Here is an 11,708-nt window from a genome sequence, read left to right on the forward strand (position 1 = left end):
TAAATCTGGAGCTAATGAAGCAGCTTTACTCACTATCAATATCTTCTTATTCTTGCTAGGTATTTGGTATACTCATGGTATAGAGATTAGACAAAATAAGTATTTGAATAATCTCATAGGGGTATGGTATCTAAACGTGTAAAATTCGGTCACATCGTAAGTTTTAAGTGCCTCAAAGCTATATATCACAATGCTTTTCAAGCATTGTCTTTAAAATCAATTTTTTATGCTCCATAATATGACAACATTTTATTCAGTCTTCTTCGTGCATTGCTAAATTTAACTTCTGATGAATCAAACTTTTTTGGATCATATTTTTCACCAAACCATTCAAACATATTATCGTATTCCTCATGGTTTTCATCAGACATTATCTTAACAAAATCTTCATAGCCCCAGTATCCGCCAACATCTTCTGGTGGACATGCATTTTTACCATCTAGGCAAATTGGATACTTCATTCCACTAACCTTTTCTTTTTGTCCTTCGAATTCTATAATATGTTCCCAACTATCACCAAAATCATATTCGTATAAACATTTTGAATTATTTTTTGTAAAGTAGTCTCTAACCTTAATATCCCAGCCAGCCTCTGTTGCTAGCATATCATCAAATTCAGGATCTGGAATTCCTATTCTAATACTTTCATTTGTATTAGGTTTTTTAATAGTAAATTGATGTAAGTGACAATCAAACCAGCCCATAGAGTCTTGTATAGCAACATGTAAATCCCAAAATGTAGCCAAATCAGATATTTGGATCCTTCTCCAAATAGTTGGTTTAATGCAGTCTAATGATATCTTAAACTGATATACAGGTCGTGTAGCCATTCTTAACTCCTTTTAGCACTATTAATATTTCTATAGTAAACAGATTTGCTTATATTCATCATTTCGCATATCTGTTTTACTGAAAACTCACCTGAATTCTTAAGCCTCATAAGTTTATCAATACCTTTTGTTACGGGACACGATTACTGACCCATAGCGGAGACAACATTAGTAAATATGATTAGAAAAGGTCAGCATATTAATGCTGGTAAGATGACTATATGGGATCAGTTTTATGCTATAGCTGCATAATTGTATCTAGAGAACTGTGATTCTAGGAAAATTGTAACTACTCTAACAGTTTGCGACAGAACCTTCTAAAGAGCAGCTAAAGATAATTAGACATTGGGTTAGAGAGAGTTTGAAGTAGACTTATCTAGGACAGCCCCAATTTTTACATGCTAGAGATTTTAGTAATCAAAAAATGGAAGCTATGATTGGAGCTAGAATCTTAAATAAGATGACTTCTCTAGGCGTGCCCATTAGCTATCGATACGCCTGAAAACCGTATTATGAAAAGAAAATTTAGTGTTAAAATTATCTAGACTCTACTTTTTTTACAAACTAGATATATTTTGTTACATATAGAGTTTTTTTTATTTACAATATTCTACTACATTTATTTTAATTTTTTTTAAGTTATCAACCAAAAGAAATGAAATGGCTAATGATATAGATAAAAGTTTAATTGGTGATGTATTAAATGCACTACCTATGGATCAAATGATTGCGGGTCCATTAAATGCAATGGTGAGTGCACAGATTAATGCCTCTAAATCTTACGTTGATTTTTTAACAAGCGTATGTATTAAAGATGGTAAGGCTGAAGCTGTAGAGTTTAGTTATGAAGAAACTCTTGTTGATGAATCAGGATCACCTGTTCTTAATGATAAGAATGAGCCTCAAGTGCTAACTAAACATATTAAAGTACCTCTTTTAGCAATTGTATCCCATCCTAATATTACAATTGAAGAAGGTACAATTGACTTTGAAATGGAAGTATCCCAATCAGCTAGTCAAAGTAGCTCAACAGAGGCTGAAGCTTCATTAGAGGGAGGCATAAATTGGGGTGTGTTTAGTGTTTCTGTAAAAGGTAGAGTATCTCATAAGTCAGAGCAGACTCGTAGTACTGATACAAGAGCTAAATATTCGATTCATACAAAATTTGCACGCCAAGGGCCGCCTGAAGCGATGATGAGAGTTATTGATTATATAACAAATGCTAATAGTAAACCGATTAACAATATAGGTAATAGCAATAATGATTAATTCTATAATATTGGAAAAGAATAATGTCTTTATGCCTAAGATTAGGACTATTAAAAAAGGACAGTATATATTACTAAATAAAAGCAAAAAAAAAGAATACCTATTGAATTTTGAGGAAAAAGAGAATTGTGCTTTAATTATTCTAAAGAACAATGATAAAGTCCTTTTTGAGTATTTAACCCCTAATGAATCTAGTGAAGTATACCAGATTATAGATGATACAAAATCACCTATAAAAGGAATATTTATTTCTTCCATAAACTATGGCTATGGAAATATTTTTGAAAAAATAAAAAAATCATTCTTTAATGAATCTAGTTACTTAAAATATATACATTCTAAAAATTTCATAGATGCAATTGAATTTGATAATAATGGGAATATAACTAACCTTAATTCAGGAATTAAATTTTTGCTTGAAGAACAAGATTGTAAGCTATTAGCAAATGAATGGAATAATGGGTCTTATTAAATATTTGGGACAAAATCATGTATTTTAGTTCACAAAAGTATTTGTGCGAAACATCTTGACTAATAGAAGAAGTGTGGTAATGTCGCAAATATTCAAATTAGGTTTGATTTTTCTAAAATTGCTATCTTCTAGATACAGTTATCCAGCTATGCTATGAAACTGATCCCAAACAGTCATATTGGACCATAGGGAGCGAATGAACATAAAATTACGGTCGACCATATTATAATTAAATTAGTTGTAGTAGCTCAAACTTAATCTGACATTTTAGTTATACTAAGATGTTAAATTAAGGAAATTAAAGATGAATGCTACAGACAAAATAATAAAGTCAAAACTGGGATTATTAGAGTTAGCTAAACAGCTAGGCCTTTACCTCCGGAACTTGCGCTCTGACGCCAAATTGAATTTTAGACAGGAAATTTGCTGATGACTTCATTATATTTTTCCTGCGCTTCAGTAATGCTAAGCTTAGAATATATCTCTAAAGAATCTCTCTTTTCATGACCTGAGTATGGCTGAATAAGAGCATCATCTATATTTTGCTTTTTAAGCCAAGTAAATAAGAAATGTCTTAGCCTATGAGGTGATATTGATCTCTCAATACCTGCTTCTTTAGTATACCTGGCTAAAATCTTTCTCACACCTCTATCAGTATAATTTCTTCTAAATCCAGATTCATATAGATATTCTCTATTTTCTTTTTTGGATTGTCGTACATGTATAGCTAAAGCTTCTTTAAAATTTGTAGGAAATGGCACAACCCTATCTTTATTACCTTTACCATTATTTATCTTAATCTGGCACTCAGTAAGATTTACATCATTGAGCGTTATATTTATAAGCTCACTTACTCTAATACCAGTATATAAAAGTGTTTTTACAATAAGTACATATTTAATATCTTCAGAGCTCCATACTGCTTTATAGAACTTTCTAATCTCATCTTCTGTAGGTACATACGGAAGCTTTTTAGTTGTCGTAGTTACAGGAACATTTAGTTCTTGTCTAACAAACCTAAATACGTCTCTTATGTAATCATAATTAGGATTTTGAGGCTTAATGATTTTACTTATTTTTTTTGCCATCTTTTTAGCTGATATATTATCCATATTATGCAGCCTCCTGATAGTCTAAGTCAGGTAGACGTTCATTCATGTCCAATGGAAACAAACCATACGGGTTTACATGTTCATATATTAAAGGAGTAATGGCTCTTTTATCCTCTTTAGTAAGCTTATCCATTAGGTTATTTTCTTTTATAATTTGCTGAATCATTAAGGTATTAATATATACCATGTTTAACTGAAGCAAATGTAATGAAAGTACTGATATTTCTTGATTTTTTTGTCTATTTGAAGATATTTCTCCTGAACGACCATAAAAGATAAATTTACTAACACCATTCCAAAGCTCTACAACATTAAGCCCTTCATGGATCTCTTGTCTAATCTTTTCATCCATTAGATATTTGCATATAAAAATGGTTTTAATTACTTTACCTAACTGGGATAGAGCTAAATATGTAGGATGTTTTAAATTATTACGATTGAACCTTCTAAGGATAGCTTCTGGATCAGCATAATTTTCTTTCATGGCTATTGTATACTTAACCATCTCACTATATTGCTCTTTAATAAGATCCCAGTTTATAGTATCGGTCATTATATCTTGAATATTAGAATATTTATTATAATCAGCAATTTCACATCTCGAGAGTTTTTGTTTACTTAGATTTGCTAGTCTAGGCATTAGATTAAATCCCAATAGATGTGAGAATGCAAAACCTACCTCACTTTGACCATGAGTATCTACATAGTTTTTTTCAACAGACATCTCTGTACAGTGCCTAAGAACTCCTTCAATCATTGAAGATACTTCAGAATTAGAAACACTTTTAAGTTGAGAGTTAATACAACAAGCATTTTTCTCAACATGCCAATAAATCATAACGCCTCTACCACCGTAACGATTATGATATTCGGAGATTAGATTTTGAAAATAAGCGGTAAACTGAGTTGAATCACCAGCCACTGCTACAGGCATTTCTCCCCACAATGTTTTCGATCTTTGATTTAATAAAGCATTTGCTACAATACAAATGGCATCTTTTATATTATCTTTAGATACAAAGTAATCTTTAATATGTTCTAATTGCTTATAATTAATATGTGGACTTCCTGCTCTTACATGCTTTAAACCAACATTAGTACCAAAGCCGTATATAACAAGTAATATACGCTCTGCTATTTGTGTTGGTTGTAAGTATACTTTAGAACCATAAGATATAAACGATTTTGTGAATTTAGTCCTAAAACTAGCTTCTTTAAACTGATCAATTAAGTTTGTGGCAAGCCACTTATCTTGGAGTAGTTTTTTTATATAAGTTATATTTTGAGATTCTTTTTGGGGCTCTAACGGAGATAAAACTATACGATTATCATCTATTCTAACTTTTCTATTATATTTGATATTATTATTTAATTCCTCTAATGTTTTACTAAGATTTTCTTTTAGTTGCTTTATAAACTCTTCAGGATCAAAAGGTAGTGATAAATTATCATAATTTTCAGGATTACTAGCATCAAAGTCTTTTGGTAAATCATAGTCTGGATTACGGTGTAAGAAAGATCCTTCAACCCATATTTCTCTACATCTAATACGATCAGCTAATTTCTTTAAAACATATACTTCGTAACATATTCTTTTTATATTTCCATTATTATCAATGATACGAGCTTGACATTTTTTAGGTAAGAAATTAATAGGTACTTCTATATCTTTGGGAAAGTAAGCTTTAGAACTATTGAAATACTTTTTTATAAGTTCAACTGCTTCTATAATCGGTTGGTGATTAGTATTATTTGACTTTAATATAATGCTACTTAATAAAGGCTGTATCATTCTACGATAGTAGCGTGCATAAGAGCTACGAATTTGTTCATGTAAAATATTCTGATATTTTGGACCTTTTTTCTTATACTCTAGAATGATACTATTTAGCTTATTTTCTCCGACTATAGGAAATATTTTATTTCTAATAGTGTCATCAGGATTATCTAAGCATGCTTCGGCAATATTAAATAATATAGTATCTTTACCGTATACTTTCTTGATTTGGCTTATTAGTTTTTTAACCATCCTTCTTTCGGAGCGATGGATTATATTTTTTGAAATCTTACTAAACATATCAATTATACGATCAATAATTTGTTGTCTTCGTATGTATGTATAAATAGCTAAATGAGCTATCCTTTGCTTATCTTTCATTACTTTTAAATCACTAGGACTAAATCGAGTAAATGATTCAGCATATTTCTCTAAGCGCTTGCGAGGAAGGTTCACTATAGAGGAAACTTTGATGTTTACCTTATTGGTAAGATTTAATATTTCAATAAGAGTTAATATAGATTCTAAAGAAGGATTTGTAATGTCTTTATTAATCCATCCAAGATATGTTAAATCATATTTATAAGTCAGGAGTAATCCGTTAAAGTTGGCTTTTTGTTCATCACTAAGTTCATTATTAATATTTTCAAAAAGTGATTTTTCATAATCATTGATAGCATCCTTAATAACTCTTTGTAGAATTTTATCTTTAAAACTATCAATCTTTTTATCTTTTAAATATTCTTTAGCAATAGCTTGTAATTCAGAGTTATTGAGCTCTTTTATTGGTAATACAAACTTAGAAAGAAATTTGGCTAGTTCATCATAGTGTGATTTTTTTGAATATGAGCTTTTAAAAAAAGATCTAATTGTGGAGCAAAAATTGTCTATAGTTTTAGATGGTAGATCTTCAGGAATTTTATAACATTCAATAAATTGCGATATTTCTCTAAATTTTGGGTATTGCTGAATTTCAGTAATATTTATTATAAGTTCATTACTAGTTTTATAATGATAGAGTATTACCCCAAAAGCTAATCTATTTTTATGATGACGCTTTTTAATTAATTCAATTTCTTGTTGTGTAAATAATTCAGACATTCTCAGTTCCTACAATAACCAGAGTCGGAACCCAAACTATAGAATTCCATTAAAATAATGATTGAAATGTACTATAAATACATGATAATATCAACCACATAAGTAAAATAGGAACTCCAAGTTTCTTAAAAGGAATAATATGCCAACCATTAGTAGATTCTTCGGTATAATTATCAGTATGTATTGGGACGAGCATAATCCTCCTCACTTTCATGTAAGATTTGGCGAATATAAATGCTCAGTTAGCATTACGAATATATCAGTAATAGTCGGAGAACTTCCAAAGAAACAAGAGAGGCTGGTTTTAGCTTGGGCTGAGATTCATCAAGAAGAATTGCTACAAAATTGGGAACTATGTCAGAAAGATAAACAACCTATGCAAATAGAACCATTAAGATAGAAGGAGTAAGATATGTGGAAGGATCCTATTAATGTGCAAGTTACTTCTAAAAACACATTAGAGGTTTTATTCGAAGATGGGCTTAAAGGTCAGATAATCTTTTACCCTTCTCGATTTAGAGGAGTTTTTAAGTCTTTGGAAGATGAAAATGAGTTCAAAAGAGTTTTTATTGATAGAGAAATTGGTACTGTAACATGGGAAAATGGTTTAGACCTAGCCCCTGATGTAATGTATGAGCAGATCAGCAAAAAAGGTCAATGGGTTTTAGAATAAAATTCAATTTGGCGTTAGAGCGCAAGTTCCGGAGGTAAAGGCCATTTAGTATAATTATTGTAAAAATGATATCTTGGATTAAAAGTATAATAATACTTGGTTAGAGTCAAAGCACGATGTTTATGGTAAGTTAAATATATTAAAAACAAAAAATAGTAGTTTGGTAATTAACTCAAAAAAATTATCAATCGGGTTATAAACTAATAAAGTTAGATAATAAGGTTACCATGATTAAATTTATGAAATCATCAATAATGCTAAAAGCCTTGATTTACAAGGGATTGTGGAATCTCTAATTAATGATTTAAAAATCGGTCGTCCCTCTGTGAGCTAGACATAGCAATGGTTACAGCTATGGTCGCAGAAAATCTGTACCTTCCTGAATAGAACCCCTAAATGTTGATTCTAGTTCTTTGGAATATTTGGTAGCCCAACGATTGATTGTGCTATGATATACCTTAATTCCTCTCTCTTTCATAAGCTCTTCTACATGTCTGTAACTTAATGGATATGATAAATACCAGCGTAGGGCTTGGAGATTTAATAATCTCGAATAATGTCTGCCTGTGAAATCTAACATCTATAAGATGAACATGGATTTGTGATAAAGTTATAAACTAATTATAGGCAATTTCAATTTGAAACATTATCTCTTTTACGCCTTATGCATGAATTTAAGCAAAGTCTACAACGTGTGTGTTTTCGTTGAGTTTATATTTTATAACAAATAAATACAAACATTTACATATTTAATAATTTTTATTTAAGAAAAACTTTTATATTTTATATTGCTAAGTAAGTCAACTAGTCAAACTAAAGGAGAATGAAATGGCTAATGATATAGATAAAAGTTTAATTGGTGATGTATTAAATGCACTACCTATGGATCAAATGATTGCGGGTCCATTAAATGCAATGGTGAGTGCACAGATTAATGCCTCTAAATCTTACGTTGATTTTTTAACAAGCGTATGTATTAAAGATGGTAAGGCTGAAGCTGTAGAGTTTAGTTATGAAGAAACTCTTGTTGATGAATCAGGATCACCTGTTCTTAATGATAAGAATGAACCTCAAGTGCTAACTAAACATATTAAAGTGCCTCTTTTAGCAGTTGTATCCCATCCTAATATTACAATTGAAGAAGGTACAATTGACTTTGAAATGGAAGTATCCCAATCAGCTAGTCAAAGTAGCTCAACAGAGGCTGAAGCTTCATTAGAGGGAGGCATAAATTGGGGTGTGTTTAGTGTTTCTGTAAAAGGTAGAGTATCTCATAAGTCAGAGCAGACTCGTAGTACTGATACAAGAGCTAAATATTCTTTCCACACAAGAGCTGCACGTCAAGGGCCGCCTGAAGCGATGATGAGAGTTATTGAATTTATTACTAATGGTCAAACGAAGCCTGTAACTGGTGGGAATGCTTCTTCACAACCTAAGCAAGACGATAAGAAACCAGACGATAAGAAACCAGACGATAAGAAACCAGACGATAAGAAACCAGACGATAAGAAATAACTTTTTTGAGGATTTATAATATGTTTGATAGTGTTTTTATTATTTATGATGGAAATAAACAAGGGCAGACATATTATCTCGATAAGATGCTCGGAATTGAAGATAAAATAATTTCTTTTTTAGTAAAAAACTCTAATAATGAGTTATTTGTTTTAAATATTCCGAATTTTATCAAAGATCCTCAAAGCAATATTAATTTATCGTCTGATTCTTTATCTGGATGGCTGTATACCAATAACTATTTTATTACTTCTGAAGAAATGAAAAGTTTTTTAACCGAAGAACAAAAGGTTTTTAAGAAAATAGAGCCTATGATTGAATATTGCCATTCTGCTTATATTATTCCAATAGAGTTGGATAAAGTAAGTTTTGCTCAGGAAGTCAATCGATATAAAGAAAAAGAACCTATTAAAATAATAAAACTAATATTCAATAAAATTAAAAATTTATTTAAAAAAATGAGAGTATAGCATTATGTTGAGAGACATCAATATAGGCCCAGTGCGCAGACACGAATACTGCCCCACTGGCTACAAAAAAATTAAACCATTAATTTAAAGATTTATCAGGGGTATGGTAACTAAACGTGTAAAATTCGGTCACATCGTAAGTTTTAAGTGCCTCAAAGCTATATATCATAATGCTTTTCAAGCATTGTCTTTAAAATCAATTTTTTATGCTCCATAATATGACAACATTTTATTCGGTTCTGTCGCAAACTGTTAGCTGTGTAAATTTATAGTATAATCCTATCACAAACATTTCCTTAATTTTTAGATGTTATATTTCACAGGCAGACATTTTGGAAAACTATTAATACTGCAAGCCATCCGTTGGTATTTATCTTATCCGTTGAGCTATAGGCATGTAGAAGAATTAATGAAAGAGCGAGGAGTAAATGTAGATCATAGCACCATCAACCGTTGGGTTGCTAGATATGCTAAAGAGCTTGAGGCTTCCTTCAGTAAATCATTTCGTAAATCTTGAAGTTATATTAGTTGGAAAATGGATGAAACATACATCAAATATAAAGGAGAGTGGGTATACTTGTATAGAGCAATAGATAAACATGGAGACACTCTAGAGTTTATGCTATCAGCTAAAAGAGATGAAAAAGCAGCTCGTAAATTCTTTAAGAAAACTATAGGTAAGCATGGCTTACCAGAGAAAGTGAATATAGATAAGTCTGGAGCTAATGAGGCTGCATTACTAACTATCAATATATTCCTATTTTTACTTGGTATTTGGTATACCAATGGTATAGAGATTAGACAAAATAAATATTTAAACAATCTCATAGAACAAAACTATAGAAATATAAAAAAATTAACTCGACCCATGTTAGCATTTAAGTCATGGGACTCTATGGAATCTACTATAGCTGGATATGAGTTAGTAAATATGATCAAAAAAGGTCAGCACATTAACGCTGGTAATATGACTGTATGGGATCAATTTTATGCTATAGCTGCATAATTGTATCTAGAGAATAGTGATTCTAGAAAAATTGTAACTAATCTATCTGTTTGCGACAGAACCGCTTAGATCTCCTGCTATAAAATACCAGGAAATCTAATTATAGCGTAAGTTTTGTTTATAAGAAAATACAGTTTATTAACGTTTTAGTCATAACTATAAACTAAACTTTTTTTAGAAAAAAAATGCATAGAGGTAAAAAATGGAAGAGATATATTATGACAGTGAAGATTTTAAAGAGATAGTGGAACGTTTTAGTGAAGATTTTAAAGAGTATTTAATAAAATATAAACTTAAAACATTTATAGAATTATTAAAAGAATTTGAATACCGTAATTTTATACTAGCTATACAAAATGACTTACAATTTTTTATTAAAAGTAGAGTTTACATATACATAGAAGATATCATAGCTGAAACTGAAATTAGTAATTTAGAAAATGATGAAAAAATAGGATTTTTATACTTTTTTTCTAAAGGAGAATTATTAATTCTTAATCATATCCTAAATAGTGTCTATAAAAAGTTTAGTAAAAATACTGAGCAATATAATGGACTTGAAACTAAAATTGAAAAGGAAATTAAAGATGGACTTGAAATTTGTGGATTTCAAGAGATCTATGACCTCCTATCTAACAATACTCATGATTTAGATTCAATTATACTTAATCTAAAAGAACGTAAAAGTCTTTTATCTAAAAATATTGCTGAAACAAAGCTAACCGTAATGAAGCCTAATAAGAATGGGGCAAATATAAGGACGCGTGATATTAAAAAGCTCAAGGAATTTAATGAAAAGGTAGATGAAAGCTTTACTATTGATGACGAAGATAATACTTTTGAAGAAGGCGAGAAATATATTTATGGTCTTTATAGGACTATTGAAAATAAAATAGAAATGCGATTTGTTAAAGAGGCATCTAGAAATCATACAACAATTATGCATACAGGAAGCTTTGATTTTACAACCACAGATACAAATATACCTAATAAGCCAATATGGAGCAAACTATGGACTAGTTTCCTTGAAAAGCTTAGTATAGCTGAAGCTAAAGACATAGAAGAGTTTACTAAATATATTAAAGAATTTGATAAGTATATAATTGACTTTAACAGAGAATATATTGATGAAAACAATGAATTATCAAATACAGATGCTCAAAATTTTGCAAGAAAAGCCGATAAATTCAATGTTATAGAATTGGCAGCTGGTGAAATCATAGTGAAAGAAAATTGTGTATATATAAATAATAGTAGCGGCCATTATGCTCCAGCAAAAGATAATGTACAATGTCTTGAAGATATTATTATTCAACTAATAACAAATAAAATAGGTAGAGAAGTTAAAGTCGTATTTACGTATTATGAAGACAAAGCATAGACAGTTCTGACTCAGCAGGATTATTGCTTCTTAATTTGCTATTATTTCCATAAAAAATAAAATCGTTAACTCCATTCCAGCGCTCAACTACATTGAGTCCTT

General features: G+C 30.3%; 12 protein-coding genes and 1 pseudogene. 8 read left to right on the forward strand and 5 right to left on the reverse strand.

Annotated features, from left to right (window positions below):
• Window positions 1–224 precede the first annotated feature (224 nt).
• Window positions 225–830 carry a plasmid pRiA4b ORF-3 family protein gene (locus F3D57_RS09395; protein WP_150466054.1) on the reverse strand — a complete coding sequence of 202 codons (606 nt, stop codon included), beginning with the start codon at window positions 828–830 and terminating at the stop codon, window positions 225–227.
• A gap of 660 nt (window positions 831–1,490) precedes the next feature.
• On the opposite strand from F3D57_RS09395, the gene F3D57_RS09400 reads away from it, so the two are divergent.
• Both F3D57_RS09400 and F3D57_RS09405 read left to right on the forward strand, forming a co-directional pair.
• Window positions 1,491–2,099 (forward strand): DUF2589 domain-containing protein, encoded by a 609-nt coding sequence (locus F3D57_RS09400; protein ID WP_224728177.1) that lies wholly within the window; start codon window positions 1,491–1,493, stop codon window positions 2,097–2,099.
• Window positions 2,092–2,571 (forward strand): hypothetical protein, encoded by a 480-nt coding sequence (locus tag F3D57_RS09405; RefSeq protein ID WP_150466055.1) that lies wholly within the window; start codon window positions 2,092–2,094, stop codon window positions 2,569–2,571. Before F3D57_RS09400 ends, F3D57_RS09405 begins: the two co-directional genes overlap by 8 nt.
• Window positions 2,572–2,981: 410 nt before the next feature.
• Here the strand turns inward: F3D57_RS09405 and F3D57_RS09410 are convergent, their stop codons facing one another.
• On the reverse strand, window positions 2,982–3,683 hold the full coding sequence (locus F3D57_RS09410) for a tyrosine-type recombinase/integrase (protein ID WP_150466056.1): 702 nt from the start codon (window positions 3,681–3,683) through the stop codon (window positions 2,982–2,984).
• Between the two features lies 1 nt (window position 3,684).
• Window positions 3,685–6,561: a Tn3 family transposase gene (locus tag F3D57_RS09415; protein WP_150466057.1), complete on the reverse strand. Its 2,877-nt coding sequence runs from the start codon at window positions 6,559–6,561 to the stop codon at window positions 3,685–3,687.
• 139 nt (window positions 6,562–6,700) lie between these two features.
• Between F3D57_RS09415 and F3D57_RS09420 the strand changes: the two genes are divergently transcribed.
• Window positions 6,701–6,961, forward strand: a complete 261-nt coding sequence (locus tag F3D57_RS09420; protein ID WP_150466058.1) for a DUF4160 domain-containing protein — start codon at window positions 6,701–6,703, stop codon at window positions 6,959–6,961.
• Window positions 6,962–6,973: 12 nt separating this feature from the next.
• Complete coding sequence (locus tag F3D57_RS09425) at window positions 6,974–7,234, forward strand: DUF2442 domain-containing protein (protein WP_150466059.1); 261 nt, start codon at window positions 6,974–6,976, stop codon at window positions 7,232–7,234.
• Between the two features lie 352 nt (window positions 7,235–7,586).
• Here the strand turns inward: F3D57_RS09425 and F3D57_RS09430 are convergent, their stop codons facing one another.
• Window positions 7,587–7,814, reverse strand: a complete 228-nt coding sequence (locus F3D57_RS09430) for an IS6 family transposase (protein ID WP_150466060.1) — start codon at window positions 7,812–7,814, stop codon at window positions 7,587–7,589.
• Window positions 7,815–8,062: 248 nt separating this feature from the next.
• Between F3D57_RS09430 and F3D57_RS09435 the strand changes: the two genes are divergently transcribed.
• The 4 genes and pseudogenes from F3D57_RS09435 to F3D57_RS09450 all read left to right on the forward strand — a co-directional run bounded on the left by F3D57_RS09435 (window position 8,063) and on the right by F3D57_RS09450 (window position 11,606).
• Window positions 8,063–8,749: a DUF2589 domain-containing protein gene (locus F3D57_RS09435; RefSeq protein ID WP_224728178.1), complete on the forward strand. Its 687-nt coding sequence runs from the start codon at window positions 8,063–8,065 to the stop codon at window positions 8,747–8,749.
• A gap of 20 nt (window positions 8,750–8,769) precedes the next feature.
• Window positions 8,770–9,219, forward strand: coding sequence for a hypothetical protein (locus tag F3D57_RS09440; RefSeq protein ID WP_150466061.1), 450 nt, complete (start codon window positions 8,770–8,772; stop codon window positions 9,217–9,219).
• Between the two features lie 307 nt (window positions 9,220–9,526).
• A pseudogene (locus tag F3D57_RS09445) lies at window positions 9,527–10,225 on the forward strand (IS6 family transposase).
• Between the two features lie 202 nt (window positions 10,226–10,427).
• The gene (locus F3D57_RS09450; protein WP_150466062.1) at window positions 10,428–11,606 is read left to right on the forward strand and encodes a hypothetical protein; all 1,179 of its coding nucleotides are present in this window, start codon (window positions 10,428–10,430) and stop codon (window positions 11,604–11,606) included.
• Here the strand turns inward: F3D57_RS09450 and F3D57_RS10525 are convergent.
• Entirely contained in the window at window positions 11,581–11,664 is an 84-nt protein-coding gene (locus tag F3D57_RS10525) for a hypothetical protein (RefSeq protein WP_411961510.1), read from the reverse strand. The two genes, F3D57_RS09450 and F3D57_RS10525, sit on opposite strands and share 26 nt — an antisense overlap.
• Window positions 11,665–11,708: the final 44 nt, after the last annotated feature.

Source organism: Francisella sp. SYW-2, from assembly GCF_008711475.1.
GTDB classification, from domain to species: Bacteria; Pseudomonadota; Gammaproteobacteria; order Francisellales; family Francisellaceae; genus Francisella; species Francisella salimarina.

Excerpts from the sequence above, each read along its gene's own strand:
- F3D57_RS09405 (WP_150466055.1), top strand. The coding sequence starts at position 2,092 with ATGATTAATTCTATAATATTGGAAAAGAATAATGTCTTTATGCCTAAG.
- F3D57_RS09415 (WP_150466057.1), bottom strand. The coding sequence starts at position 6,561 with ATGTCTGAATTATTTACACAACAAGAAATTGAATTAATTAAAAAGCGT.
- F3D57_RS09420 (WP_150466058.1), top strand. The coding sequence starts at position 6,701 with ATGCCAACCATTAGTAGATTCTTCGGTATAATTATCAGTATGTATTGG.
- F3D57_RS09430 (WP_150466060.1), bottom strand. The coding sequence starts at position 7,814 with ATGTTAGATTTCACAGGCAGACATTATTCGAGATTATTAAATCTCCAA.
- F3D57_RS09435 (WP_224728178.1), top strand. The coding sequence starts at position 8,063 with ATGGCTAATGATATAGATAAAAGTTTAATTGGTGATGTATTAAATGCA.
- F3D57_RS09440 (WP_150466061.1), top strand. The coding sequence starts at position 8,770 with ATGTTTGATAGTGTTTTTATTATTTATGATGGAAATAAACAAGGGCAG.
- F3D57_RS09395 (WP_150466054.1), bottom strand. The coding sequence starts at position 830 with ATGGCTACACGACCTGTATATCAGTTTAAGATATCATTAGACTGCATT.
- F3D57_RS09400 (WP_224728177.1), top strand. The coding sequence starts at position 1,491 with ATGGCTAATGATATAGATAAAAGTTTAATTGGTGATGTATTAAATGCA.
- F3D57_RS09425 (WP_150466059.1), top strand. The coding sequence starts at position 6,974 with ATGTGGAAGGATCCTATTAATGTGCAAGTTACTTCTAAAAACACATTA.
- F3D57_RS09450 (WP_150466062.1), top strand. The coding sequence starts at position 10,428 with ATGGAAGAGATATATTATGACAGTGAAGATTTTAAAGAGATAGTGGAA.
- F3D57_RS09410 (WP_150466056.1), bottom strand. The coding sequence starts at position 3,683 with ATGGATAATATATCAGCTAAAAAGATGGCAAAAAAAATAAGTAAAATC.